This is a genomic window from Achromobacter sp. PD1, from assembly GCF_048541815.1.
Taxonomy (GTDB): Bacteria; Pseudomonadota; Gammaproteobacteria; order Burkholderiales; family Burkholderiaceae_B; genus Achromobacter; species Achromobacter bronchisepticus_A.
In genome coordinates this window covers 1554662-1578273 of the sequence record NZ_CP183349.1, presented here as the reverse complement: position 1 = coordinate 1578273, position 23612 = coordinate 1554662, and the positions used below count along the sequence as shown (strand labels likewise).

At 64.8% G+C, this 23612-nt stretch carries 26 protein-coding genes and 1 tRNA gene; 8 read left to right on the top strand and 19 right to left on the bottom strand.

Translation table 11 applies throughout. The features are described from left to right. Positions 1-93 precede the first annotated feature (93 nt). Positions 94-570 (bottom strand): hypothetical protein, encoded by a 477-nt coding sequence (locus tag ACM1PE_RS07390; RefSeq protein ID WP_251880851.1) that lies wholly within the window; start codon positions 568-570, stop codon positions 94-96. Next, a complete protein-coding gene (locus ACM1PE_RS07385) occupies positions 546-1409 on the bottom strand; it encodes a MurR/RpiR family transcriptional regulator (RefSeq protein ID WP_251880854.1) in 864 nt (287 codons plus the stop codon). The genes ACM1PE_RS07390 and ACM1PE_RS07385 overlap by 25 nt, the downstream gene beginning before the upstream one ends. 117 nt (positions 1410-1526) lie before the next feature. Here ACM1PE_RS07385 and ACM1PE_RS07380 point away from each other — a divergent pair, with 117 nt between their 5' ends. Beyond that, a complete protein-coding gene (locus ACM1PE_RS07380) occupies positions 1527-2525 on the top strand; it encodes a Bug family tripartite tricarboxylate transporter substrate binding protein (protein ID WP_059378413.1) in 999 nt (332 codons plus the stop codon). Between the two features lie 11 nt (positions 2526-2536). Then, positions 2537-3490, top strand: coding sequence for a succinylglutamate desuccinylase (locus tag ACM1PE_RS07375; RefSeq protein ID WP_419342856.1), 954 nt, complete (start codon positions 2537-2539; stop codon positions 3488-3490). Positions 3491-3520: 30 nt separating this feature from the next. Here ACM1PE_RS07375 and ACM1PE_RS07370 read toward each other — a convergent pair whose 3' ends face one another. Both ACM1PE_RS07370 and ACM1PE_RS07365 read right to left on the bottom strand, forming a co-directional pair. After that, on the bottom strand, positions 3521-3955 hold the full coding sequence (locus tag ACM1PE_RS07370; protein ID WP_059378415.1) for a GNAT family acetyltransferase: 435 nt from the start codon (positions 3953-3955) through the stop codon (positions 3521-3523). A gap of 249 nt (positions 3956-4204) precedes the next feature. Beyond that, complete coding sequence (locus ACM1PE_RS07365) at positions 4205-5110, bottom strand: PhzF family phenazine biosynthesis protein (protein WP_419342855.1); 906 nt, start codon at positions 5108-5110, stop codon at positions 4205-4207. Positions 5111-5251: 141 nt separating this feature from the next. On the opposite strand from ACM1PE_RS07365, the gene ACM1PE_RS07360 reads away from it, so the two are divergent. Together ACM1PE_RS07360 and ACM1PE_RS07355 are read left to right on the top strand one after the other, a co-directional pair. Then, complete coding sequence (locus tag ACM1PE_RS07360) at positions 5252-5680, top strand: hypothetical protein (RefSeq protein WP_251880860.1); 429 nt, start codon at positions 5252-5254, stop codon at positions 5678-5680. Positions 5681-5925: 245 nt separating this feature from the next. Then, complete coding sequence (locus ACM1PE_RS07355) at positions 5926-6405, top strand: hypothetical protein (protein WP_419342853.1); 480 nt, start codon at positions 5926-5928, stop codon at positions 6403-6405. A gap of 19 nt (positions 6406-6424) precedes the next feature. On the opposite strand, the gene ACM1PE_RS07350 is transcribed toward ACM1PE_RS07355, so the two are convergent. Next, positions 6425-7414, bottom strand: a complete 990-nt coding sequence (locus ACM1PE_RS07350) for a 2-hydroxyacid dehydrogenase (protein WP_118933311.1) — start codon at positions 7412-7414, stop codon at positions 6425-6427. Between the two features lie 134 nt (positions 7415-7548). Between ACM1PE_RS07350 and ACM1PE_RS07345 the strand changes: the two genes are divergently transcribed. Further along, positions 7549-8442: a LysR family transcriptional regulator gene (locus ACM1PE_RS07345; RefSeq protein ID WP_306633158.1), complete on the top strand. Its 894-nt coding sequence runs from the start codon at positions 7549-7551 to the stop codon at positions 8440-8442. 2 nt (positions 8443-8444) lie between these two features. Here ACM1PE_RS07345 and ACM1PE_RS07340 read toward each other — a convergent pair whose 3' ends face one another. From ACM1PE_RS07340 to ACM1PE_RS07325, 4 genes are all read right to left on the bottom strand, one after another. Continuing rightward, positions 8445-10181: an IlvD/Edd family dehydratase gene (locus ACM1PE_RS07340; RefSeq protein ID WP_419342851.1), complete on the bottom strand. Its 1737-nt coding sequence runs from the start codon at positions 10179-10181 to the stop codon at positions 8445-8447. Between the two features lie 20 nt (positions 10182-10201). Then, a complete protein-coding gene (locus ACM1PE_RS07335) occupies positions 10202-11212 on the bottom strand; it encodes a Bug family tripartite tricarboxylate transporter substrate binding protein (protein WP_419342849.1) in 1011 nt (336 codons plus the stop codon). Positions 11213-11648: 436 nt separating this feature from the next. Continuing rightward, positions 11649-12575 carry a 3-hydroxyacyl-CoA dehydrogenase family protein gene (locus ACM1PE_RS07330; RefSeq protein ID WP_059380538.1) on the bottom strand — a complete coding sequence of 309 codons (927 nt, stop codon included), beginning with the start codon at positions 12573-12575 and terminating at the stop codon, positions 11649-11651. A gap of 36 nt (positions 12576-12611) precedes the next feature. Then, a complete protein-coding gene (locus ACM1PE_RS07325; protein ID WP_059380537.1) occupies positions 12612-13550 on the bottom strand; it encodes an SMP-30/gluconolactonase/LRE family protein in 939 nt (312 codons plus the stop codon). 242 nt (positions 13551-13792) lie between these two features. Here ACM1PE_RS07325 and ACM1PE_RS07320 point away from each other — a divergent pair, with 242 nt between their 5' ends. Then, the gene (locus ACM1PE_RS07320) at positions 13793-14659 is read left to right on the top strand and encodes a spermidine synthase (protein ID WP_118933314.1); all 867 of its coding nucleotides are present in this window, start codon (positions 13793-13795) and stop codon (positions 14657-14659) included. Between the two features lie 28 nt (positions 14660-14687). Here the strand turns inward: ACM1PE_RS07320 and ACM1PE_RS07315 are convergent, their stop codons facing one another. Then, positions 14688-15461 (bottom strand): SDR family oxidoreductase, encoded by a 774-nt coding sequence (locus tag ACM1PE_RS07315; protein WP_373428985.1) that lies wholly within the window; start codon positions 15459-15461, stop codon positions 14688-14690. Positions 15462-15545: 84 nt separating this feature from the next. Beyond that, entirely contained in the window at positions 15546-16601 is a 1056-nt protein-coding gene (locus tag ACM1PE_RS07310) for a rhomboid family intramembrane serine protease (protein WP_419343820.1), read from the bottom strand. Here ACM1PE_RS07310 and ACM1PE_RS07305 point away from each other — a divergent pair. Further along, entirely contained in the window at positions 16575-16811 is a 237-nt protein-coding gene (locus tag ACM1PE_RS07305; protein WP_419343876.1) for a hypothetical protein, read from the top strand. The two genes, ACM1PE_RS07310 and ACM1PE_RS07305, sit on opposite strands and share 27 nt — an antisense overlap. Before the next feature lie 102 nt (positions 16812-16913). Here the strand turns inward: ACM1PE_RS07305 and ACM1PE_RS07300 are convergent, their stop codons facing one another. Then, the gene (locus tag ACM1PE_RS07300; RefSeq protein ID WP_419342847.1) at positions 16914-17360 is read right to left on the bottom strand and encodes a hypothetical protein; all 447 of its coding nucleotides are present in this window, start codon (positions 17358-17360) and stop codon (positions 16914-16916) included. Positions 17361-17502: 142 nt separating this feature from the next. Between ACM1PE_RS07300 and ACM1PE_RS07295 the strand changes: the two genes are divergently transcribed. Beyond that, positions 17503-17940, top strand: a complete 438-nt coding sequence (locus tag ACM1PE_RS07295) for an acetyltransferase (protein ID WP_419343819.1) — start codon at positions 17503-17505, stop codon at positions 17938-17940. Between the two features lie 145 nt (positions 17941-18085). Here ACM1PE_RS07295 and ACM1PE_RS07290 read toward each other — a convergent pair. From ACM1PE_RS07290 to rpmI, 7 genes are all read right to left on the bottom strand, one after another. Continuing rightward, positions 18086-18162, bottom strand: a tRNA-Pro gene (locus ACM1PE_RS07290). A 220-nt stretch (positions 18163-18382) separates the two neighbouring features. Then, entirely contained in the window at positions 18383-18814 is a 432-nt protein-coding gene (locus ACM1PE_RS07285; protein WP_059380532.1) for a MerR family transcriptional regulator, read from the bottom strand. 57 nt (positions 18815-18871) lie between these two features. Further along, positions 18872-19213, bottom strand: a complete 342-nt coding sequence (locus ACM1PE_RS07280; protein WP_054458248.1) for an integration host factor subunit alpha — start codon at positions 19211-19213, stop codon at positions 18872-18874. A 3-nt stretch (positions 19214-19216) separates the two neighbouring features. After that, positions 19217-21634 carry a phenylalanine--tRNA ligase subunit beta gene (pheT, locus tag ACM1PE_RS07275; protein ID WP_280016720.1) on the bottom strand — a complete coding sequence of 806 codons (2418 nt, stop codon included), beginning with the start codon at positions 21632-21634 and terminating at the stop codon, positions 19217-19219. A gap of 13 nt (positions 21635-21647) precedes the next feature. Beyond that, positions 21648-22670, bottom strand: coding sequence for a phenylalanine--tRNA ligase subunit alpha (gene pheS / locus ACM1PE_RS07270; protein WP_118933318.1), 1023 nt, complete (start codon positions 22668-22670; stop codon positions 21648-21650). A 75-nt stretch (positions 22671-22745) separates the two neighbouring features. Beyond that, a complete protein-coding gene (rplT, locus tag ACM1PE_RS07265; RefSeq protein WP_006218741.1) occupies positions 22746-23105 on the bottom strand; it encodes a 50S ribosomal protein L20 in 360 nt (119 codons plus the stop codon). A gap of 17 nt (positions 23106-23122) precedes the next feature. Continuing rightward, positions 23123-23320: a 50S ribosomal protein L35 gene (gene rpmI / locus ACM1PE_RS07260; protein ID WP_006218740.1), complete on the bottom strand. Its 198-nt coding sequence runs from the start codon at positions 23318-23320 to the stop codon at positions 23123-23125. Positions 23321-23612 lie beyond the last annotated feature (292 nt).

Below are 23612 nucleotides of genomic sequence, written 5' to 3'. Positions count from 1 at the left end.
ACACCAATGTACCGGGCAAATCCGCCAGCGCAAAGCATGCGATTGTGTGAAAAGAAACAAAAACCTGCCTGCCGCCGCGGGTCGGGCCCGCCGCTACAGGATGCCGTAGCGCGGTTCGCCCGTGGCTTCATCCACCGACACGATGCCGGACAGCACCAGTTCGGCATGGCGTCTGGCCGTCCCGGGATCCTCGAAGGTCACGAAGCGCGGCAGCGACCAGCGGCGCTCGAATTCGCCTGCCACCCTGCGGCATACCGCAACCTCGATCGCCAACATGCCGGTATCCAGCCGGATGACCTGGCATTCCACCTCGAATCCATCAATATGACGCTGTGGCCACGCGCCCATTCCTTGCTCCTCGAAATTGCTTTTCCCGGCCGCAATATGCCAAAAAATTTTTGGCTTGAAAAGCAATGTTTTCAAGGAGTTATGGAGTACTAGAGCAGGTAGTGCGAACGCATCTTGCCGCGCCTCCAAATGGCCGAAAATCGGTCCGAATCCAGGCCTTTGGCACTCGCCGCGCACAACGGTGCGAGCCGCGTCTTTCAGCCGCCCGGCGGGCGTATCCATTGCGCATCCCACAAGCCTTCGCCGCGCTCCAACGCCGCGCCCAAGGCCTGTTTGCTGCGCTGCGCCACCGCCGCGAGCAAGGCATTGCAGACGGAAAAGGCCGCGGTGTAGGAATCGAAAGGCGATGCGCTGGAGCTGCGCGCGATCAGCACGTGGTGTGCCGACGCCGCAGCGGGCGCCGACGCCGAATCAGTGATCAGGATCACCTTGCCACCGCGCTGCCGGAAGTACTGCACCGCCTTGGCCGCGGCAACTGAATAGCGCCTGAAGGTAAACGCCAGCAGCACGTCGGCCTCGTCGATCCAGAGCAGCTGGTCTTCCAGGAACAACGGACCGGCGGCGACCATGGGCCTGACCGAAGGCAGGCACAGGTTCAGGTACAAGGCCACGTGGCTGGCCAGCGGCGCGGCCTGGCGCAGCCCCAGCACGTGCACCCGCCCCTTGCGCTGCGTCAGCAGCCGCACGGCGGCCTCGAAAGCCGCCACGTCGATCGACGCGTAAGTCTCCTTCAGGTTGTGCTGGTCGTGCAGCAAGGCGTTGTGCAGGCAGGCGCGCGGCGACGGCTTGTCGGCGCCCACCGCGTCCGCGCGTTCGCCGGGCGAGGCCAGGCGCGCCGTCACCTCCGCGCGTGCCTCCATCTGCGCCTGCGCATAGCTTTCGTAGCCGAGCTTGGCCAACAGGCGCACCACGGTGGAAGCGCTGGTGCCGACCTGCCTGGCCAGCGCCGTCGCCGATTCCAGCAAGCTCTGCGGATAGCGCGCCTGCATTTCCTCGACCAGCATTTGTTCGCTCTTGCTGAGCTTGCGGCCGTAGCCGGCGATACGTTGGTGCAGGTTCATCCTTGCATGGCCCTAGGTGATAACCCCAAATCTCACAACATACATTGCATCTTATATTGCAGCCTGCAATTTTCATTGCAAATTAGACCAAACCCGCAGACATCACAAGAGAGTTCCATGAAGCATCACCCCCAGGGGCCGTCCTTGACCCGCCGCAGCCTGGTCCTGGCCGGCCTGGGCGCCGCCTTGCTGCCGCTGGCCGCGCGCGCCGACGCCTATCCTTCGCGCCCCATCACGCTGGTCGTCCCCTTTCCTGCGGGCGGCTCCGTCGACCTGATCGGCCGGCTGTACGCGGACGCCCTGGGCAAGGCGCTGGGTACCAGCGTCATCATCGAGAACCGCGACGGCGCGGGCGGCGCCATCGGCAGCAAGCGCGTCGCGCGCGCCACGCCGGACGGCTACACCTTGGTCGCGTCCTCGCAAAGCTCGCACCTGGCCAACCCGCTGATGCGCAATGACCTGGGCTACGACCCGATCAAGGACTTCGTCTCGATCTCGCAGCTGTCGCGCACGCCCAATGTGCTGGTGACCAACGCCGCCGTGCCGGCCCGCAACCTGGCGGAATTCGTGGCGCTGCTGAAGGCGCGCCCCGACCAGCTGCACTATGCCACCGCGGGCATCGGCAGCATGGGTCAGCTCAACGCCGAACTGCTGAAGAACACCTTGCAACTTCAGGCTGTGCACGTGCCCTATCGCGGCGGCGCGCCGCTGATCAACGCGCTGCTGTCCGACCAGGCGCAGTTCGCGCTGGACAACCTGGCGCCCTTCCTGCCCCACATCCAGGTCGGCAAGATGCGCGCGCTGGCGGTGGCCGCCCCCAAGCGCCTGGACTCCCTGCCCGACGTGCCGACCTTCGAGGAACTGGGCTATCCCGTGCTCAACTCCATGTCGTGGATCGGCCTGGCCGCGCCCGCCGGCACGCCGCCCGACATCGTCCAGAAGCTGCTGGCCGCCGTGCGCACCGCCGCCACCGAGGACGGCATGCCGCAATCCCTGGAAAAGGCCGGCGCGCTGCCCCCCGAGAACCAGACTCCGCAGCAGTTCACCGCCATGATGTCCGAGCGCCTGGCGTTGTACAAAGACCTGATCGACCGCGCCGGCATCCGTCCTGAATAGGCCCTACTCCCATGAAAAATCCCGCTTTCGAACCCGACACCGCTCCGCTCGAAGTCCTGCCGCGCGATCTCTCGGCCTACCGCGAGGGCAATGTCGGCATTCCCTACGTGCACCGTTTCGAGTCGGGCCGCCCCGGCCCGCACGTGCTGATCAACGCCATCACGCACGGCAACGAAATCTGCGGCATGGTAGCTGCGACCCATCTGCTGGACAGCGGCGTGCGCCCCAAGATCGGCACGCTCACCGTCAGCTTCGCGCACGTCGAAGCCTATGAAGCCTTCGATATCGAAAACCCCTACGAGAACCGCCAGCTCGTCCACAACCTGAACCGCATCTGGTCGGCAGCCATGCTGGACGGCCCGGAAGACAGCCCCGAACTGCGCCGCGCCCGCGAGCTGCGTCCGGTGCTCGACGCCGCCGACTTCGTGCTCGACATCCACTCCACGCGTGCGCCGGTGCAGCCCTTCTGGGTCTACACCGAGATGGACCGCAACACGGCGCTGGCCAGCGCCGTCGGCGTGCCGCAGGTGCATCTGGTGATGCCTCCCGACCTTTTCCCTGGCACCGGCGTCATGGGCTACGGCCGCCATGGCGATCCGCACTCCGACAGCAGCGGATCGCTGGTGGTCGAATGCGGCCAGCACTTCGCGCAATCCGCCGCCGACCTGGCCACGAACGTCACGCTGCGCTTCCTGGCGCACACGGGCCTGATCGACATGCCTGCCGGCACGCCGCCCCCGCCCGCGCCGCAGCGCTACCGCCTGCTCGAAGTGCATATGGTGAAGTCCGAGGACTTCACCTTCACGCGTCCGGTGATCGGCTTCGAGACCTTCGCCAAGGGTGAACTCATCGCCATGAACGGCACCGAGGAAATCCGTTCGCCCTGCGATGACTGCACCATCTTCATGCCCACCCGCATGCCCATCGTGGGCCGCGAAGCGGTATACCTGACCGTGGCGATCTGATCGCTGCCGCGCGCGCCTGGTCCGGTGCCGTCAAAGGTCCGGAATCAGGCGCTTGCCCAGGCTGATGACCTCGTCCTGCTGAAAGCCCAGGGTCGCGTAGAAATCCTTCACCGCGGCATTGCCGGACCGGATCAGCAGATTGATCTTGGGGCAGCCCATTTCCAGCAACCTGCGTTCGACTGCCTGCATCAGCGCGGTCGCGTGGCCGCGGCGCTGATGCGCGGGCGAGACCGCCAGGTAGTTGATCCAGGCGCGATGGCCGTCATAGCCGCCCATCAGCGTCGCGACGATCGCGCCGTCCGCCTCTCCCACCAGGAACAGATCCGCCTGCACTGCAAGCTTGCGCTCGATGTCCTTGCGCGGATCGTTCCATGGGCGGGTCAGGCCGCAGTCATGCCACAGCTGGATGATCGCGGCTTCATCGGTCGAATGGTAGGGCCGGATGGCGAGGTCTTGCGCACTCATGCTTCGTTCCTTCAAGGATGGCAACGAAAGCCTTGCGATACGCCTCGACAGCGGGACCAGCCAGAAACAGAAAAGCCACGAGGAGTATCGTGGCTTTCAGGGATAGGCGCCGAGGGTTCGGCGCCTGGACGTGACTGGCCACTCAACGTAAACGTCGAGCGATTCGTCGGCAGGTTGCGCCGGAGATCGGCGCGAAATGCGGTGCGTTCATGCGGTCAGCATACACGAGGCCACGCGGAGCCGCCAGGCTCAAGACACATCAGGGGCCGCCAGCGTACCTTCCATCACCACCACGGCCTCTCCCGCCACACCCGCCCAGACGCCATCTGCGCGCGGTTCGGCGTGGGCCAGCAGCACGGTGGCGCGTCCCATGTCCACGCCCTGTTCCACCCGCAGGCGCAGCGCGCCCGCGCCGCGCAGGGCCGTGCGCAAGGCCGTCATGGCCGCCGTCGCGCTGCCGGTCGCGGGGTCTTCGGTCATGCGACCCGTGAACATGCGAGCCTGGACATCCGCCTGTGCACCCGCGCCCGTATCGGTGGTGTAGGCATAGATGGACTTTGCGCCGTCCAGCGGCAGCAAGGCCGCGTAGCCTGCCGGGTCTGGCACGGCCCGGCGCAAGGCGCCGCGGCTGGCCAATTGCACCACCAGGAAGATCAGGCCTACCGACGCCACCTGCGGCGCATGCGTGGAGGTATCGATGTCCGCAGGCTCCAGGCTCAAGGCCCGCGCGACCGCGGCGGCTGGCGCCTCGCTGGCGCGCGACAGCGGTTGCGGCGCAAGCAGTTGCGCACCGGCCGAGCCGCTTGCGCCCGTGCGCAGCGCAATGCGCACCAGTCCCGCCTCTTCCTCGAACACAAAGGTTTCCGGCACAGTCCGGCCGGAGGCAGCCATTTCTCGTGCCAGCACCACGGCCGTACCGACGTTGGGATGCCCCGCGAACGGCACTTCGCGGTCGGGCGTGAAGATACGCACCCAAGCGGTATGGGCCGGATCCCGCGGCGGCAGCACAAAGCTGGTTTCGGAATAGTTGAACTCGCGCGCGATGCGCTGCATCTGCACCGCGCTCAGCCCCTGGGCGTCGAACACGACGGCCAGCGGATTGCCGCCGTACGCTTGGCTGGTGAACACATCGGCGGTGACATAACGGTAGCGCATGGAACGTCCTCTCAAACCGCACGGACTGCGCGGCGACCTGCAAAGTTTGCGGGGCCAGCGTGTGGCCCGCCAGACACAGAGGCGGTGAATCGGGACCGTAACAGCGGGGGGATTTGGCATAGACTATTCCCCAAGACTGGCATGCTTGCCTTCCAGCCACCGGCACATGACGATTTGCTCACGCCCGGAACCCGCCATATGTCCACGGTACGCACCTACTTCGAGAACCGCCTGCCTGCTGGTGAACTTGTCCGCCTGATGCTGGCGCAGGAGCCGTTCTTTCTTGAGAACATCGTCGACATCGATCAAACCGCCGCGGCGATGCAGGCGTTCTGCCATGAACACGGACTGACCGCTCGGGTGCTCAAGCAGCCCTACAACACCGGCATCACGGGTTGGGATCTGGCCAGTTTTCTTCCCGCCTGGATCGGCGCCCTGGGCCTCGGACTGCTTGCAGCCACCGCCCCGGGCAGGCAACGAATGGACGTCACCATCAAATTGCGCAGCAACAGTCTGCTCGAAGTGTGTTTCTCCCGGCCTGCCCCAGGTCCGGGCGCCGCCCTGCCTTGATCTCCGCGGCGCCTCGCCCTCCTGTCTTGCATCAACTCGCCCCCACGCAGGCCTAGTACAATGTCCCATATATGGGGATGAAAAAGATGAAAGACAGTGCAAGACCCGCGGGGGCTCTTACCGTCGAAGCGGCGGTACGTCTGGCAGAGAACTGGGCCCGCGCGCATCACGCGGACGCCGATCGAAGCCGGAAGTTCGCCACCCAATGGCATCGGGACACGAGCCCCGACGACAGGCAAGGCGACGTGCTCCTGAGGGATCTCGCCTTCTTTTTCCAGGCCGCATCCAACGACGCCGCTTACTGGCGCTCGGTCGGAGACTTCACCGAGGAAGCCACTGGCCCCTGGGGAGTCCAGGCGCTGAAAGCCTTGGCCGGCTTGAACCTCATCGGCCTGGCGGCGTCCCTTATCCTGTTCGCCGCGCGCGACAACTCGGCCTTCACGGCGGGCGCAATCAGCGCCTGCGCCTTGTTCCTGGCCGGGCTGCTGCTGGCCTATCCGGCGCTGCGGCTCACTCGCATTTCCCGCTCCACGGCGAACGCCGCCTCGGCCTTGCAGAGCCGCGAAGCGGGCGCCGCGTGGACCTGGGAACAACTGCGCTCCGCCAACGTCGGCAACCCCAACGTCGGCCGCAAGGAACGCAAGATCGCCTTGCGCCTGGCCGTCATCATGGCAGCCACCGCGACGGCGGGCTGCGCGCTGTTGATTGCCACGGTGTGGTTCTAGCGGGCAGCCCAACGTCCAGCTACGCCACTGGCGTAACTGCCCTCCCCGTCGTAAAGAACGACACCAGGTTCCGTATCGCCAGCTCCGCCATCTGGCGGCGAGTTTCGTGCGTGGCGCTGCCGATATGGGGCGCCAGGATCACGTTGGACAGGTGCCGCAGCGGGCTCTCGCCCAACGGCTCGCTTTCGAACACGTCCAGCGCGGCGCCCTGGATGATGCCGTTGGCCAGCGCATGGCACAGGTCGGCCTCGTTGATCACCGAGCCGCGGGCGACGTTGACGACCAGCCCCTCCGGCCCCAGCGCACTCAACACGGCGGCGTCGACGATATGGTGCGTCGCCGCCCCGCCGGGGCACGACAGGACCAGCACGTCCACATGGCTGGCCATGGCAGGCAGAGAATCAAAATGCCGCCACGGCGCCTCCTGGCGCGTGCGGCCGAAGTAGCTGAGGTCCACTTCAAACGGCACGAGCCGCTGGACGATCTCTTTGCCGATGCGCCCTAAACCGACGATGCCGACCTTCCTGCCCGCCAGGCTCGCCCCCAACGGAAAGGGCGAGGCCTCCCATGCGCCCGCGCGCACAAAGCTGTCGGCCGCAGGCAGCTTGCGCAGCAAGGCGAGCAACAGCCCCACCGCCAATTCGGCCACGGCCTTGTTCAACACGTCCGGCGTGTTGGTCACGACGATGTTCTTTTCACGCGCGCGGTCCAGCGCGATGCCGTCGTAGCCGACGCCGTTGGTGGCGATGATGCGCAGCCCAGGCAAACGATCCATCAGCTCGGCGGGAATCCGGTAGTTCGAGCGCGTGACGATGCCGCCGATCGCCTCGGCCTGCGCGGGATCGTTTTGCAGCGCCTCCTCGTCGATCAACGTGAACCTCGAACGGAACTGCGCTTCCACCGACTCGGGAAAAACCCCTACCTTGAGCAGAGGGGGAAACCCGCCGTCCCCCTTGCCGGGGCCATTTGCTGCTGCCTGGCGCGCTTGGGCCAGTTCATGCTCGATCATGGATTTCAACCTCGACGCTATAACATACGGAAAATTGGCGCGATAAGCCTGCAACCATCGCAGCCGGGTTCGTAGCGGTTCGTGCGATCTTCAACCTGAAGTTTCTCCTTTCAGGGCAATAGGCCCATCGCATCATGGACATCAAGTGCATGCAGAGCTTCGTCGCGGTCGTCGAAGCCGGTTCATTCGCCGAAGCGGCGCGCAAGCTCGATCTGACCTCGGCCGCCATCGCCGCGCGCATCAAGGCGTTGGAGATGGACCTGGGCGTGGCGCTGGTCAAGCGCTCCGGGCGTTCGGTGCGGCCGACCGAGAGCGGCATGCGCATCCTCGAAGGCACCAAGGCGGCCATCCGCAATATCCGCGATCTGCGCGCCATGGCCGTCGACGGCGACCAGCCGGGCGAATTCCGCATCGGCTGTTTCGTGTCCGCGTTGACGAACGTGCTGCCGCCGATACTGAAATCGCTGTACCGCAAGCATCCGGACGCCTGCGTCTTCGTCACGCCCGGCGGCTCCATCGACCTGTGCGGCAAGGTGGTCAGCGGCGAACTGGACGCTGCCATCGTGGTGGAACCGCAGTTCGCCGTGCCCAAGAGCTGTCTCTGGCAGCCGTTCATGGAAGAGCCGCTGGTCGTGGTGGCGCCGTCCCATCTTGCGGACCAGGACGCCCACACCCTGCTGTCGACCCAACCCTTCATACGGTATGACCGCAACATCTACGGCGGCCAGTTGGCCGACCGCTATCTGCGCGACCATCAGATCTGGCCCAAGCAGCGGCTGGAAATCGACGGCCTGCTTGCCATCGTCGCGCTGGTGCACGAAGGCCTGGGCGTTGCGCTGATTCCGGACTGGTCGTCCATGTGGAAGTCGCTCGACGTGGCGCGCATCCCGCTGCCCAACCGCGCGCCCGTGCGCCGGAACGGCCTGATCTGGAATACCCGCGGCCATCATGCCAAGATGGCCGCGTCGATTTCCCAGGATGCCCGGACCCTCTTCGGCAACATGGAAGCACGCCGGGTAACGCCATAGCCCTACTTCGACTTGCCCGGCACGCCGCGCAGGAAGTCGAAATCCACGCCCTTGTCGGCCTGGGTCACCGTATCGAGGAAGAGCTTCTTGTAGCCGCGCTCGGCCGTCGGCGGCGTGACTGGATGCTCGCGGCGGCGGCGGTCCAGCTCTTCGTCCGGCACCAGCAGGGAGATCTCGCGCCGGCTCACGCTCAGGCGTATGCGGTCGCCGTTCCTGACATAGGCCAGCGGCCCGCCTATGGCCGCTTCCGGCGTGACGTGCAGCACGATGGTGCCAAAGGCGGTGCCGCTCATGCGGCCGTCCGAAATCCGGATGATGTCCTTCACCCCCTGCGACGCCAGTTTCTTGGGGATCGGGATGTAGCCCGCCTCCGGCATGCCGGGCGCGCCCTTGGGACCGATGTTCTTCAGCACCAGGATGTCCTGCGGCGTGACGTCCAGATCGGCGGCGTCGATGCGGCCCGCCAGATCTTCGGCGTTCTCGAACACCACGGCGCGGCCTTCGTGCTCCATCAGCCCGGCGTTGGCGGAAGACTGCTTGATGATGGCGCCCTCGGGCGCGAGGTTGCCGGACAGCACCGCTATTCCGCCCTGCGGATAGATCGGGTTCTGCCTGGTCCTGACCACGGTCTGCGGGAACCCCGGCCCCGCGCGCTCGATCTCCTCGCCCAGCGTCCTGCCGGTCACGGTCAGCGCGTCGAGCTTCAACAGCGGCTTGAGTTCGCGCAGCAGCGTGGCCATGCCGCCCGCCTTGTGGAAGTCCTCCATGTAGTGCTGGCCCGACGGTTTCAGGTCCACCAGCACGGGCGTCTCGCGCCCCATGCGGTCCAGCGCCTGCAGATCCAGGTCCAGGCCCAGCCGGCCGGCGATGGCGGTCAGGTGGATGATGCCGTTGGTGGACCCGCCGATGGCCAGCAGCACGCGCATGGCATTCTCGAAGGAATCCGCGGTCAGGATCTTCGAGACCGACAGGCGCTGCCTGGCGATCTCGACGGCCTGTGCGCCCGTGAGTTCAGCGATACGCATCCGGTCCGCCGTGACGGCCGGCGGCGTGGCGCCGCCAGGCACGGTCATGCCCAGCGCTTCGGCGATACAGGCCATGGTGCTTGCCGTGCCCATGACCGAACAGGTGCCCACGCTGGCCACGAGCTGGTTGTTGACGTCTGCGATCTCCTGAGCGTCGATCTCTTCGGCGCGGTACTTGCCCCAGTACCGGCGGCAATCCGTGCATGCGCCCACCCGTTCCGAACGGTGCGAACCCGTCAGCATCGACCCCGTCACCAGCTGGATCGCCGGGATGTCCGCCGACGCGGCCCCCATGAGCTGGGCGGGCACGGTCTTGTCGCATCCGCCTATCAGCACCACCGCATCCATGGGCTGGGCGCGTATCAGCTCCTCGGTGTCCATGGACATGAGGTTGCGCAAGTACATGCTGGTGGGAAAGGAAAAGCTCTCGTGGATGGAGATGGTCGGGAAGTCCATCGGCAGCCCGCCGGCGAACATGATGCCGCGCTTCACGGCCTCCAGCAGCTGCGGCGCGTTGCCGTGGCAGGGGTTGTAGGCGCTGCCCGTGTTGGCGATGCCGATCACCGGCCGGTCCAGCGCGCCGTCCGTGTAGCCCGCGCCCTTGATGAAGGCCTTGCGCAGGAACAGCGAAAAGCCGCTGTCGCCATAGCTGGTGAGGCCTTTGCGCAGGCCGCCGGCCTCGCCCTGCGACGCCTCGGTGTTTTTCTTGCTCATCTTGTTCAAGCTGCTTCCAGTTAATTTGCGGTAATGCCGCCGTCGCGGATGACCTTGGCCCACTGCTCGATTTCAGCGTTCAGGCGCGCCTTGGAGGCTTCGACGTCTAACGCGTCGGCGTAAACGCCTTGCTGCAACAGCTGGGCCTTGGCATCGTCCTTGGCCAGCGCCGTGGTCAGCGCCTTGTTGATCTTGGCGACGATGGGAGCCGGCGTGCCGGCCGGCGCCATCACGCCAAAGAGCGAACTGACGTTGAAGCCGCTGAAGCCTTGTTCCTCGGCGGTGGGGATATCCGGCAGCATCGAAACGCGCTGCGGCGTCAGCACGGCCAGCGGACGCAGCTGGCCGGACTTGATGAAGGAGATCGCGGCGGGCACCGTCTCTGTCATCGTCTCCACCTGGCCGCCGACCAGGTCCGTCATGGCCGGGCCGCTGCCGCGATAGGCCACGTGCACGATGTTGACGCCCGCGATCTGCTTGAAGAGTTCCATCGCCATGCGCTGCGGCGCGCCCGCGCCCGACGAGGCGAAATTGAGTTTTCCGGGATTCGCCTTGGCGTAGCTCACCAGATCGGCCAGCGAGTTGATCGGCAGCTTGGGATTGACCACGGCCACCAGCGGCACGAAACCGACCACTCCGGCGGGCGCGAAGTCCTTGCGCAAATCGTAGGGAATGGTGTCCTTCTCCAGGGTCGCCATGACCGAATGCGAAGTCAGCGCCCCCATCAACAATGTGTAGCCGTCGGGCTGGGCGCGCGCCACTTCGGCCGCGCCGATATTGCCGCCCGCTCCGCCCCGGTTCTCGATCACGACCTGGCCGCCGATCTGTTCGCTCAGGCGCTGGCCGACGATGCGCCCGATCACGTCGGTCGCGCCTCCCGGCGGGTACGGAATGATCAGGCGGATGGGCTTGCCGGGGTAGCTATCGGCGCCCTGTGCGTAGGCATGGCCAGGAACGGTGAAGGCGGCTGCCGCGATGAAGGCGGCCGCGGCGATGTGAATGCGCTTGCGCGCGGCATTCTTACAGAACATTGTTGTCTCCCGATGCGTTCTTATGGCTTGAAAGCTCTAGGCGCATGTTCGCAAACTCTCGTCTGCGAAAAGAGAAAAAAATTTATGTTCTGTCAAAAAAATCCATGCGAGTCCTGGGGCGTTCGGATGAGGGAAATCCGGGATCGCACTTCGGTGTTGTGAAGCAGGGTTCTTGAGCCGCCGGCGTCCGGGCTGCGGGATTCCGATGCTCGCCCCGGTGGGGCTGCGCTTCGGATCCCTCCGCCCGGCCACCGGCTCACGGCATCTGCCCATAAACGGGGGGCTGAAGCCAACGCATTAGGCGACTGTCAGCCGAGGCGGCCCGGAGCCATCCGAAGCGCAGCCCCATTGGGGCGAGCATCGGAATGGCGCAGGGCTGCCTTGGCGGCTAAAGAACCCTGACATCCGCAAGCTCGAAGCCCGGTCGCAATCTGCGTCAGGCCAACGCTTCCTCATCCTTCAGGATCTGCATGGCCTTGCCAAGGGCGACCTGGTAGCGCCGCTGCTCCTGGGCGACACGGTCCGGCGTCCATTGATAGAAGCCCTTCAGCGACGGCGACTTGACGCCGATGTTGCCCTGCTCGACCAGCTCGCGCATGAGCGCGCTGGGCCTGTCGTCCGTGCGCAGATGCGGATACATGGTCGCAGCCGCCGCGCAATGGATGTCGATGCCGGCCAGATCCTTCTGCAGCAGCGGGCCGGCCGCGATGTAGCGGAATCCGAACCCGTAGCGCACGGCGGTGTCCACGTCCTCGGCGGACGCGAAGCCCTCCTCGACCAGCGCGATCGCCTCGCGCATCAGCGCGTGCTGGATGCGGTTGGCAAGAAACCCAGGCACGTCGCGCTTGACCTGCACCGGCTTCTTGCCGGTATCGCGCATGATGCGGCTGACTTCCTGGGCCATGGCTTCATCGGTGGCCTCGCCGCGTATCACCTCCACGGCGGGCACCAGATGGGCCGGCATGAAGTAATGCAGGCCCACCATGCGTGCGCGGGTCTGCAAGCCCTCGCCGATGGCGCTGATGGGAAAGCTCGACGAATTGCTGGTCAAGGGAATCGAAGCGGGCGCCAGCTGTTCCAGACGGGCGAACACCGCACGCTTGGTTTCCAGCAGTTCCGGCACGCACTCGACCACGATGCGGGTATCGCGCCAGTCGATTTCCTCCATGGTCGCGCTGGTGACGATGCGCCCGGCGTCCGCCTGCCCGCCGATCATTTCGCTGGATGCGTTCACGCGCCGCGTCGCCGCCGCGCGCGCCGCCGCGTCGGGCTCCACCAGCCATACGCGCCAGCCGGCCGCATGAAAGCCGGCGGCGACGTCGGCCCCCATGGTGCCCGCGCCCAGCACAATTGCCTGATCCATCTTTTCCGTCCTTTTGGTAGTTGGGGTATGTGGTGTTCAGAGAGCCTGCGCCTGCGGCGCCGGCAGGTACATGGGTTTACCCGCCACGTCGAGTTCGACGCGCAGGATGCTGGCCGAACTGGACTCGGTGATGTAAAGCGTGCGCCCGCCCTGCCCGCCAAAGGCCACATTGGTGGTGTGCAGCCCTTCCGGAGACTGGATGCGCAGGGCCGGCTGGCCCAGGGGGTCCATGCACCACACTGTGCCCAGGCCCACGTGGGCGATGCACAGCCCTCCCCGGGCATCCAGCGCCAGGCCGTCCGGGCCGCCGCCGCCCGACATCTGGATGAAGGTGCCGACCTTGCCGACCTGGCCGTTGCGCAGCAGCGGCACCTTCCAGATGGCATTGGCCCGCGTCGCCGCCACATACAGCGCGTGCTCGTCCAGATCCATCACCAGGCCGTTGGGGCTGGGGATGCAGTCGAGCAGGCAGTCCAGCTTTCCGTCCGGCCGCAGGCGGAACAAGCGGCCGGTCGGATCCTGCCAGCCGGTCATGCCCTGGTCGGTGAAATAGAGGTCCCCCGCTTGCGAGAAGAACAGGTCGTTAACGCCCTTGAAGCGCTCGATGTTGTAGCGTTCGAGCACCGGACGCACCTCGCGGCGCTCGAGGTCGAACTGCATGATGCCGTGCTTGTAGTCGGCGATGAAGATGCGGCCGTCGCGATGGAACTTCAGGCCATTGGGCCAGCCGTCGTACTGCACGAGCGGCTCGAACTCGCCGCGCGCGTCGACACGCAGGACGCGGCCGTTGATCACGTCCACGCAATACAACAGGCCGTCCGGCCCGAAGGAAGGCCCTTCCAGCAACGAGCGCGGCGGATTGCCCTGCGGCTGGCTGGCGACCCACTCGTTCAGGTCCCGGCCTTGCCACTTCAGCTCGTCGGGCAGCCGGGCGTATACGCTGGCCTGAATCCTGGGGACGGGATCGTAGAACATGCGGGTCTCCTCTGATTTTCCGGACGGGAATCTATGCCCCGTTTCGAGCAAAATTCTAAGGAGAGCCGAGCATTTAAGGAAATGAAATATATCGAACGTGTCTTTCCAAAAAAACGATCGTTGATTTCTGCTGTCCCGAGGTTGCCGCAGCCTTGCCAGCCGGGGTCACGCGCCAACGCGCCGCACGGTAGGCCTCGGCGCACGATACGATGACGCGTCCCCCACTTGTTGCTTGCCGCTACATGCTCCGTATTGCCCTGCGCGCCATTCTCGTCCTTGTCATCGCCAGCGCCGCCTTGGTGCTGCTGCGAGGCACGGGCGGCCCCCAGCTGATCCACAGCGAAGATTCGCAGTTCGGCAAGCTGCTCGTGTTCGAGGAAAACGGCGAGCGCTGCATGAACTTCAACTCCATGCACGACGTCGGGCGCCAGACCTGCATGAGCCTTGCGCATCCCGGGCAGCTGGTGTTTTCGTACACGCGCATGATGATGACCGCGCTCTACATCAATCCCAAGCCGCGCAACATCCTGATCGTCGGATTGGGCGGCGCCACGCTGCAGAAGACCCTGGCCGCGCTCCTGCCCGACACCGTCATCGATACCGTTGAAATCGATCCCGCCGTGGGCAAGGTCGCGGCGCGCTACTTCGGCTATCAGGAAGGCCCCAGGCAACGCCTCTTCCTGGAAGACGGCCGCGCCCACATCGAACGCGCCCATCGCGACGGCCTGCAATACGACATGGTGATGCTGGACGCGTTCGACGTCGACTACATCCCTGAACACCTGATGACGCTGGAGTTCCTGCAGCACGTGCGCGGCATCCTCGCGCCGGGCGGCGTGGCGGTGGCGAACACGTTCACCGAGAGCCAGCTATACGCGCGCGAATCGGCGACCTATGCCGCGGTGTTCGGAGAGTTCTTCAATCTGCAAACAGGCAATCGCGTCATCATGGCGGTCAACGGCGAACTACCCGGCCGCGATCAGCTTGCCCGCAATGCCAAGGCGCTGGATAGCGTCCTCGGGCCGTTGGGCGTCAATGCCAAGGAAACCCTGGACATGTACTCGCGCCGGCAGGCGGTTGCCAACGAAGCGCCGGTCTTGCACGATTGAGCGCACGCGGCGAGCGCTTGCCGCGCGCTCACTTCACCGCGGAGTTGCCGCCATCCGCATAAAGCGCCGACCCCGTCACGAAGCTTGCCATCGGGCTGGCCAGGAACAGCGCCGCCGAGGCGATTTCATCGGCCCGCGCAATCCGCTTCATCGCGTGCAGGCTGGCCGCCCAGTCCTTCTGCTCCTGATTCCCGGCCATCTCGGTGTCCACTCCGCCAGGCAAGAGCGCATTGGCCCGGATGCCTTGCGCGGCATAGTCCGCCGTAATGCCTTTGACCAAGCCCATCAGCGCGGCTTTCGACGTGCCGTAGGCAGCCATCCCGGGCAGGCCCACGCTCGTCCCCACAAAGCTGGACACGAAGACCAGCGCGCCGCCGCCCCGCTCCAGCATCGCCGGGATCTGATGCCGCGCCCCCAGGAACGCCGCCGTGAGATTGACGCTCAGCGTGTGTTCCCATTCGTCCAGGGCCACTTCCGCAAGCGGCTTGAAGGGCCCGATGGTGCCGGCATTGTTTATCGCGATATCCAGGCCGCCGAACTCGCGCTGCGCGCTCTGCGCCGCCAGTCTGTGCGTGTCCGGCAAGGCGACGTCTCCCGCCGCAACGCAGGCCCGCCCGCCAGCGCTTCTGATCTCATCGGCCACCTGCTCCAGCGGATCACGGCGCCTGGCCGTCAGCACCAGCGCCGCGCCCTCGGCTGCCAGGCGCAACGCCACCGCGCGCCCGATGCCCGAGGACGCGCCCGTCACCAAAGCCACTTTTCCAGCAAGAGATAAAGACATCGGCGTCTGCTCCAGGCACATGAACAATGCCTGCATCCTACGAATGCCGGGGCGCCTTGTCCTCCCGTTTATTGCTGCGTTTGCTTATGGCCCCGGTCGCAGGCGCTAGCGCTCGCAACTCCAGTATGGGCAACCAGACCGGCTGATGACCGCCAATGCGAGTTCACCCGGCCGCCGGAGTATCGCCTTCAGGGCTGCTGCCTGCGCCCGCAATTGCGCCGAATCGGTCCGATACATCCCCTTCGTGTCGAGCAGGAAGTTCATCTTCAAACGTGTCTGGCGCGCTGTTTCAGGATCGATCTCAGCGCCGTCTTTTTGAAAGACCGCGCCATAGATCCGGGTTTGAAGTTCGCAGTACTGGTCTGCCGCGGTCAATGCCTCTTGCGCAGCGGCAGCCGTGTAGAGTTTCCGCAACCCTGCGATCTGCGCATGGCAGCTTTGGTATTGCTGCGGCATGAACCTCGCCAACAAGGCCAGATCCCTGTCGCCGGGTTTCGCGCAACCTCGCAGATCCGGCGTTTGCGATCCGTCGCGCGCAGCGGCGGACAACGCGCCGGCAATGCACTCATCCAGCGACGGAGCCTTCCATAGCGCCTGATCCGAGCCCAGCAATCCCATTTTTCCCAGCGTGCGCCCAAACTGGGCGGCGGCAAGCTGTTCCTGCATGTCGCGGTCATGATTGGCTAGCGTCACCGCCGCCAGCGCCGCGGCGCTGAGCATGCCCGTCGCGGCCAGGACCACCGCCGCCGTCATCGGCCGCAAGCGCTCGGCGTATAGCGCGATACCCGCGAGCAGTGCTCCCGACAGCAAGCCGCCCAGGTGCGCCGCGTTGTCGACGTCGAACGCGAAGCCGGCGCCGAAGGTCAGCACCAGGCTGAACAGCAGATTGCCGGGAGGGATGTGCGGCCGGCCCATGCGCCGGTCATGCAGGCCATAAACGATCGCCGCCCCGAAAATGCCCAGGATCGCGCCGGAAGCCCCGCAGCTCAGGAAAAAATCGTCGCGATGCCATAGCGCCGTAGCCAGGCTGCCGCACAGGCCAGATAGCAGATACACGCCCAGGAACACCCAGGAGCGCATACGCGCCTCCAGAATGATCCCCAGCGACCACAGCGCCAGCATGTTGATTGCCAGATGCAGGAAGCCGACATGCAGGAACATGCTGGTGAACAGGCGCCAGTATTCCCCGGACAAGGTCAAGGCGGGCACGTTTCCGCCCCAATCGATCAGGAACGAGGTTTCGCTCAGGCTTTCGAACGCGCGCGAGTCCAAAAACCCCGCCACGCCGTACACGGCGATATTGCAGGCGATCAGCAGAAGCGTGATCTTGCTGGCGAATATTCTTTTGAGCAGGGGCCGGCGTTGGGATAGAGGCATCAGGTAGGCATATCGAAGAGTGGGCGTTATCTTAACCAAGCCGGGCGTGACGTCGCAGGGGTTCGCGGTGCGCGATTTACCACCGCGGTAAGCGACTCAACCGCCAGCCTTGGTTGCAGGCTTCTCGTTGCTGCATCCTTCGTATTGATATCGGCCCGGCTTGCCGAGCCTTGCCGTAAATGTGCAGGACTCGCCGGAATACGCGTGCGTGGCCTGCACTTTCAGCACATTGCCCGCGACGAGCACGCTCTGCTTGCCCTGCCCGCAACTCCAGAAGGTGGTTGAGAGTTCAGCAAAGGTCTGTTCCGCGACGAGCTTCGCGGGGCGGCCAGAGGGCGCGGAAGCGACCCATTGAATCTGGATGCGGCAGCTGACGTGCTCGAAGCCGACCTCTTCCACGACAATCCGGTACGCGCCCGTGGCTGCGCCGTCGGTCCAGCGGCCGCCCTGCACCACGCGCGCGACCGACGTGTCCGCCTGCGTTTCGGCAACGGCGTTGGCCGCCTGTAGCGTCAGCAAAAGGAGCAACGCAAGAGTTCTCATGACTTTCATCCGCAGACCGCCTGGAGTAATCAGTGACCATCAAGCGCACCGTCGTTGCGCTGCCGAGCACTTATACCATTCAGGTACGCACCAGATCGTCGTCAATTTGACGACGCAAAAGAAAATCCAATACTCTGCGCCGATGATTACGATAAGAACCTCCCGCCCCGACGAAGGCGCGCGCGCCGTCGAAATCTGGCGCAATGCGGTGGACGCCACGCACGACTTTCTTTCACCCGAGGATCGCCAGGCCATCGACGAGATGGTGTGCGGCTTTCTCCCCCAAGTGCCGCTCTGGCTTGCGGTCGACGCCAACGATTATCCGCAGGCATTCATGCTGATCGACGACGGCCACATGCAGGCGTTGTTCGTCGATCCCGCCTGCCGCGGCACAGGCCTCGGCGCCGCGCTGGTGCGGCACGGACTCTCGCTTCATCCCAACATGACGACGGACGTCAATGAACAGAATGGCCAGGCGGTAGGCTTCTATGAGAGGATGGGCTTCAGGCGTACAGGGCGTTCGCCGCTTGATGATCAAGGCAGGCCATACCCGCTGATCCATCTGGCGTATCGAAGCTGATCGGAAGAAAACAAAAGCCACCTGCATCAGGTGGCTTTCTTTTGGCAGGCGCCGATGCATTGGGCTTGCGTTGGTCGCATCGAAAATAGAGCAGCAAAAATGAAAAGGCCGTCAGTGATTTCTCACTGACGGCCTTTGGAACTACTGGTCGGGACGGCGGGATTCGAACTCGCGACCCCTTGCACCCCATGCAAGTGCGCTACCAGGCTGCGCTACGCCCCGAAAGAAAAAGAGTATAGCAGAACAAAAAATTGTTTGCACGCATTCGTGCAAAAAAAGTGCTGAATACTCAAAAAAATTTTCGCGCTGCGTTCATCGAGTGCATCAACCGCATGCGCATCGATGATTGCAGCGCGAGGTACTGCTCAATGCAACGCGCGGCATGAGCCGCGCGTTGCAGGTACTGCGTTCAAACAATATTGGGAAAGACGACGCGCCGCGTTCAGGCCGCGGGGCTGGCGTTGCTGGCGCTTGCGCCTGCAGCGTTCGCCGCCGTGCCCAAGGCTTCAGACAGCATCGTCGAGACGTTGCCCAGCTCATTACGCAAGGCCTGCATCTCGGCGCCCGACAGGCGCACTGCCGCGTCCTGATCATGCGGCACGTCGCGCGCATCGCCCAGGCGATTGCGCGCGCCGCTGATCGTGAAGCCTTGCTCATACAGCAGCGAGCGGATGCGGCGGATCAGCAGCACTTCGTGATGCTGGTAGTAGCGGCGGTTACCGCGCCGCTTCACCGGCTTGAGCTGCGTGAATTCCTGTTCCCAATACCGCAAGACATGAGGCTTGACGCCACACAGGTCGCTGACTTCACCGATGGTGAAGTAACGCTTGGCGGGAATGGGCGGTAAGGTAACGGTGGATTCGGTACGTGTCATAAGGGGATTTTATGCCGCGATGCGTCAGGTGCCGATAACAATTGCCGACAAAGCGTATCACTCCTCGGCGTCGGGTGCTGCGGGCGCTGCCTGCTCCACCACGCTCTTGAGCTTCTGGCTCGCGTGGAAGGTGACCACGCGGCGCGCGGCGATGGGGATGGTTTCGCCGGTCTTGGGATTGCGGCCAGGGCGCGGCGGCTTGTCGCGCACCTGGAAGTTGCCGAAACCGGAGAGCTTGACGGAATCACCGCGCGCCAAGGCGTCGCGGATTTCCTCGAAGAAAGTATCGACGATGTCCTTGGCTTCGCGCTTGTTCAGGCCGACCCGCTCGAAGAGCAGTTCGGCCAGTTCAGCCTTGGTCAGAGTGCGCGGCTCGGCAGCAAGCATACTGTTCCCCATGGTTCAAGCGCGTTGGCGAGCGCCGTGCGCAGCCACCAAGGCTTCCTTGATGCGTGCCAGGCAATCCGCCACGCGGGCCTCGTCCAGCGTGACCTCAGTGTCCTGTAGCCAGAAACGGAAAGCAAGGCTTTTCTCCGAGACGGGCTCGCTGCCTTGGGCCTTCTCGCGCCACACGTCGAACAGGCGCGCGTCCTGCACCACCGACAGCTGCGGGTCCGCCTTGACGGCCGCGGCGACGGTATCGAGCATGGATTGCGCCGACACATGAGCATCGACCCACAGCGCCAGATCGCGCACCACCACGGGCTGGCGCGAGAGTTCACGCACTTGCGGCAGTTCGCCTTCGGACAGCGCGGCGACGTCCAGTTCGAACACGACAGGCGCGTGCGCCAGGTCGGCTTGTTGCGCCCAGCGCGGATGCAGCTCGCCGATCCAGCCGACATGCTTGCCGTCCAGTTCGATGCGGGCGCCGCGGCCCGGATGCAGAGCGGGATGCGAGGCGGCTTCAAAGCGCAGACGGCTGCCGCGCGCGCCGAACAGCGCCTCGACATCCATCTTCACATCATAGAAGTCCACCTGGCGCGTTGCGGCGCCCCACTGTTCTTCCACGGCCGGCCCCCAGGCCGCGCCCGCCAGTTTCATGGGCTGGCGCACGCCGGCCACTTCCAGCGGACCATCCTGGGCGGACGCATCGCGCATGAATACGCGGCCCAGTTCGAACAGGCGCACGCGCGTCTGCTTGCGATTGGCGTTGTGGCGGATGTTGGCAATCAGGCCGCCGATCAGGCTGGAGCGCATGACCGACAGATGGCTGGCAATCGGGTTGACCAGGCGCACCGGCGTCTCGTTGCCGGCGTAGTCGCGTTCCCAATCGGCTTCGACGAAGCTGTAGTTCACGACTTCCTGGTAGTCCTGCGCGGCGGTGAGGCGGCGCAGCGCGTGGGCGCCACGGCGGATCTCCGGCTGCGAGTACATCTTGGCGCGCGCCATGGGCGGCTCGGCCGGAATGTTTTCAAAACCGTAGATGCGGGCCACTTCCTCGATCAGGTCTTCCTCAAGCTCCAGGTCGAAGCGGTAGGACGGCGGCGTGACGACGAAGTCGTCGCCTTCGATCTTGAAGTCCAGGCCCAGGCTGCCGAAGATCTTGGCGACTTCGGCCTGCGTGACGGGCACGCCCAGCACGCGGTGGCAACGCGCCAGGCGCATGCGCACGGGTTCACGCTTGGGCAGGTTGACGATCTGATCATCCAGCGGGCCGGCTTCGCCGCCGCAGATGTCAATGATCAGGCGCGTGATGAATTCGATGTGCTCGGGGATGGTGGCGTAGTCCACGCCACGCTCGCCGCGGTGGCTGGCTTCCGAGCTGAACTTGTAGCGGCGCGCGCGGCCGGCGAGCGACTGCGGCCACCAGAACGCGGCTTCCAGATAGATGTTGCGGGTATCGAGCGTGACCGAGGTGGCTTCGCCGCCCATGATGCCGGCCAGGCTTTCCACCTGGTCGCCGGCCACGACCACGCCCACCTTGGAGTCCAGCGCAACGGTCTGGCCGTTCAGCAGTTCGAGCGTCTCGCCTTCGCGGGCCCAGCGCACGCTGAGGTCGCCGCGGATCTTGTCCAGGTCGAACACGTGCGAGGGGCGGCCCAGTTCGAGCATGACGTAGTTGGAGATGTCCACCAGCGCCGACACCGAACGTTGGCCGGCGCGCTCCAGGCGCGTCTTCATCCATTCAGGAGTCGCGGCGCGGGCGTTGACGCCGCGGATCACGCGGCCGCCAAAACGGCCGCACAGATCGGGCGCTTCGACCTTGACTGGCAGGCGCTCATCCAGCGTGACGGGCACGGCGACGGCCGTGGGTACCGACAGCGGTGCGCCAGTCAGGGCGGCCACTTCGCGCGCGACGCCCAGGATGGACAGGCAGTCGGCGCGATTGGGCGTCATCTTCAGCGTGAAGAGCGTGTCGTCCAGATCCAGCGCCTCGCGGATCGACTGGCCCGGCGTCATGTCGGCAGGCAGTTCCAACAGGCCCGCATGGTCTTGCGACAGGCCCAGTTCGCGGGCCGAGCACAGCATGCCCGAGGACTGCACGCCGCGCATCTTGGCCACGCCGATCTTCATGCCGCCAGGCAGCTCGGCGCCGACGCGCGCCAGCGGCACCTTCAGGCCGGCAGCCGCGTTGGGCGCGCCGCACACGATCTGCAGCAGTTCGCCGGAGCCGTCGTCTACTTTGCAGACGCGCAGCTTGTCGGCGTCGGGGTGCGGCGCGATTTCGACGATGTGGCCCACGACCACGCCGGTAAAGGCGGGCGCGGCGGGCACGGTGTCTTCGACTTCCAGGCCGGCCATGGTAAGCCGGTGTGCAAGTTCATCGGTGGCGATGGCGGGGTTGACCAGCGTACGCAGCCAGGATTCGGGAAATTGCATGATCAGCCGTCTGTTATTCGTTGAACTGGCGCAGGAAGCGCAAATCGCCTTCGTAGAACTGGCGCAGATCGTTGACGCCGTAGCGCAACATGGTCAGGCGCTCAAGTCCGGAACCGAAGGCAAAGCCGATGTAGCGTTCGGGATCGAGGCCGAAGTTGCGCACCACTTGCGGATGCACCTGGCCCGAGCCAGAAATCTCCAGCCAGCGGCCGCGGTTCGGACCCGAGGTGAACATCATGTCGATTTCGGCGGACGGCTCCGTAAACGGGAAGAACGACGGGCGGAAACGCACGGCCAGGTCGTCGGTTTCAAAGAAGCAGCGCAGGAAATCGGTGTACACGCCCTTGAGGTCAGCAAACGAGATGTCCTCGGCGATCCAGAGCCCTTCCACCTGGTGGAACATGGGCGAGTGCGTGGCGTCGCTGTCGACGCGATAGGTGCGCCCCGGCGCGATGACCTTGATGGGCGGCTTGTGCATGCGGGCGTAACGCACCTGCATGGGGCTGGTGTGCGTGCGCAACAGCAGCGGCAGGCCGTCGGCGTCGTTCATGTCGACGTAGAACGTGTCCTGCATGGAACGCGCCGGATGGTCCAGCGGGTTGTTCAAAGCGGTGAAATTGGTCCAGTCGTTTTCCACTTCGGGGCCGTCGGCCACGTCGAAGCCTATGGAACGGAAGATCTCTTCCACGCGTTCCCAGGTCCGGATCACCGGATGGATGCCGCCCGGCGCGCGGCCGCGGCCCGGGAGGGTGACGTCAATGGTTTCGGATGCCAGGCGGGCGTCCAGTTCAGCCTGTGCCAGCGCGGCGCGGCGCAGGTTCAGGAGCTCTTCGACCTGTTGCTTGGCCTGATTGATCCGGGCGCCCATCTCGCGCTTCTGCTCGGGTTCGAGCTTGCCTAGGGCTTTGAGCAGCACCGTCAGCGCGCCTTCCTTGCCCAGGAACCGAGCCTTTGCATTTTCCAGCGCGGCGGCATCGGAGGCCGCGGCGAAGCGTTCTTGCGCCTGGGAGACCAGGTCGTCAACCGTTTGAGTCATGAAATCCAGCCTTCAAAACGCAAACGGGGCCATTACAGCCCCGTTTGCAGCGATGCGCGATGAGTTAAAGCGCGATCAGGCAGCCAAGGCAGCCTTGGCTTGCTGCACGATGGCGGCAAAGCCGGCCTTGTCGCGCACGGCCAGGTCGGCCAGAACCTTGCGGTCGAGTTCGATCGAAGCCTTCTTCAGGCCGGCGATGAACACGCTGTAGCTGACGCCATGTTCGCGGACGGCGGCGTTGATACGCGTGATCCACAGAGCACGGAACGTGCGCTTCTTGTTACGACGGTCGCGGTAGGCGTATTGGCCAGCGCGCATGACTGCTTGCTTGGCAATACGGAACACATTACCGCGGCGGCCACGGTAACCCTTGGCGGCGGCAATGACTTTCTTGTGACGTGCGCGGGCAGTTACGCCGCGTTTGACGCGAGGCATAGTAGATCTCCCTTAGATCAAGCGAAAGGCATCATGGCCTTGACGGAGGCCACGTTGGATTCATGGACCGCCGTCGAGCCGCGCAGTTGACGCTTGGCCTTGGTGGTCTTCTTGGTCAGAATGTGGCGCTTGAACGCCTGACCGCGCTTGATGGAGCCGCTGCCGCGAACCTTAAAGCGCTTGGAGGCGCTTTTCTTGGTTTTCATCTTGGGCATGTTGATTCCCTAAACTAAACACTCATTGTTGATATGCATGACACCAGGTGCTTGACGCATGGACGGCCGATGAAACCTTCCATGGCGGCAAAACTTGGAGACCTGTTGCCACTTCTTGGGGTACTACTTGGGGTACTACTTGGGGTACTTCCGGGGGGGTACTTCTTGGGATACTTCTCGAAGTACTTCCGGGGTACTTTCCGCCAGCATCGCTGCCAAGCGGATTCTCCCCAGAGCAGGTCAAATCTGATCCAGATCCGGGAAAGCCTTTGATTATATGGTGATTTCCTGC

What these genes read in the sequence shown, in the direction of transcription:
- ACM1PE_RS07390 (WP_251880851.1), bottom strand. Translation starts at nt 570, where the DNA reads ATGGATACGCCCGCCGGGCGGCTGAAAGACGCGGCTCGCACCGTTGTG.
- ACM1PE_RS07385 (WP_251880854.1), bottom strand. Translation starts at nt 1,409, where the DNA reads ATGAACCTGCACCAACGTATCGCCGGCTACGGCCGCAAGCTCAGCAAG.
- ACM1PE_RS07380 (WP_059378413.1), top strand. Translation starts at nt 1,527, where the DNA reads ATGAAGCATCACCCCCAGGGGCCGTCCTTGACCCGCCGCAGCCTGGTC.
- ACM1PE_RS07375 (WP_419342856.1), top strand. Translation starts at nt 2,537, where the DNA reads ATGAAAAATCCCGCTTTCGAACCCGACACCGCTCCGCTCGAAGTCCTG.
- ACM1PE_RS07370 (WP_059378415.1), bottom strand. Translation starts at nt 3,955, where the DNA reads ATGAGTGCGCAAGACCTCGCCATCCGGCCCTACCATTCGACCGATGAA.
- ACM1PE_RS07365 (WP_419342855.1), bottom strand. Translation starts at nt 5,110, where the DNA reads ATGCGCTACCGTTATGTCACCGCCGATGTGTTCACCAGCCAAGCGTAC.
- ACM1PE_RS07360 (WP_251880860.1), top strand. Translation starts at nt 5,252, where the DNA reads ATGCTTGCCTTCCAGCCACCGGCACATGACGATTTGCTCACGCCCGGA.
- ACM1PE_RS07350 (WP_118933311.1), bottom strand. Translation starts at nt 7,414, where the DNA reads ATGATCGAGCATGAACTGGCCCAAGCGCGCCAGGCAGCAGCAAATGGC.
- ACM1PE_RS07345 (WP_306633158.1), top strand. Translation starts at nt 7,549, where the DNA reads ATGGACATCAAGTGCATGCAGAGCTTCGTCGCGGTCGTCGAAGCCGGT.
- ACM1PE_RS07340 (WP_419342851.1), bottom strand. Translation starts at nt 10,181, where the DNA reads ATGAGCAAGAAAAACACCGAGGCGTCGCAGGGCGAGGCCGGCGGCCTG.
- ACM1PE_RS07335 (WP_419342849.1), bottom strand. Translation starts at nt 11,212, where the DNA reads ATGTTCTGTAAGAATGCCGCGCGCAAGCGCATTCACATCGCCGCGGCC.
- ACM1PE_RS07330 (WP_059380538.1), bottom strand. Translation starts at nt 12,575, where the DNA reads ATGGATCAGGCAATTGTGCTGGGCGCGGGCACCATGGGGGCCGACGTC.
- ACM1PE_RS07325 (WP_059380537.1), bottom strand. Translation starts at nt 13,550, where the DNA reads ATGTTCTACGATCCCGTCCCCAGGATTCAGGCCAGCGTATACGCCCGG.
- ACM1PE_RS07320 (WP_118933314.1), top strand. Translation starts at nt 13,793, where the DNA reads ATGCTCCGTATTGCCCTGCGCGCCATTCTCGTCCTTGTCATCGCCAGC.
- ACM1PE_RS07315 (WP_373428985.1), bottom strand. Translation starts at nt 15,461, where the DNA reads ATGTGCCTGGAGCAGACGCCGATGTCTTTATCTCTTGCTGGAAAAGTG.
- ACM1PE_RS07305 (WP_419343876.1), top strand. Translation starts at nt 16,575, where the DNA reads ATGCAGGAAGCCGACATGCAGGAACATGCTGGTGAACAGGCGCCAGTA.
- ACM1PE_RS07310 (WP_419343820.1), bottom strand. Translation starts at nt 16,601, where the DNA reads ATGTTCCTGCATGTCGGCTTCCTGCATCTGGCAATCAACATGCTGGCG.
- ACM1PE_RS07300 (WP_419342847.1), bottom strand. Translation starts at nt 17,360, where the DNA reads ATGAGAACTCTTGCGTTGCTCCTTTTGCTGACGCTACAGGCGGCCAAC.
- ACM1PE_RS07295 (WP_419343819.1), top strand. Translation starts at nt 17,503, where the DNA reads ATGATTACGATAAGAACCTCCCGCCCCGACGAAGGCGCGCGCGCCGTC.
- ACM1PE_RS07285 (WP_059380532.1), bottom strand. Translation starts at nt 18,814, where the DNA reads ATGACACGTACCGAATCCACCGTTACCTTACCGCCCATTCCCGCCAAG.
- ACM1PE_RS07280 (WP_054458248.1), bottom strand. Translation starts at nt 19,213, where the DNA reads ATGGGGAACAGTATGCTTGCTGCCGAGCCGCGCACTCTGACCAAGGCT.
- pheT (WP_280016720.1), bottom strand. Translation starts at nt 21,634, where the DNA reads ATGCAATTTCCCGAATCCTGGCTGCGTACGCTGGTCAACCCCGCCATC.
- pheS (WP_118933318.1), bottom strand. Translation starts at nt 22,670, where the DNA reads ATGACTCAAACGGTTGACGACCTGGTCTCCCAGGCGCAAGAACGCTTC.
- rplT (WP_006218741.1), bottom strand. Translation starts at nt 23,105, where the DNA reads ATGCCTCGCGTCAAACGCGGCGTAACTGCCCGCGCACGTCACAAGAAA.
- rpmI (WP_006218740.1), bottom strand. Translation starts at nt 23,320, where the DNA reads ATGCCCAAGATGAAAACCAAGAAAAGCGCCTCCAAGCGCTTTAAGGTT.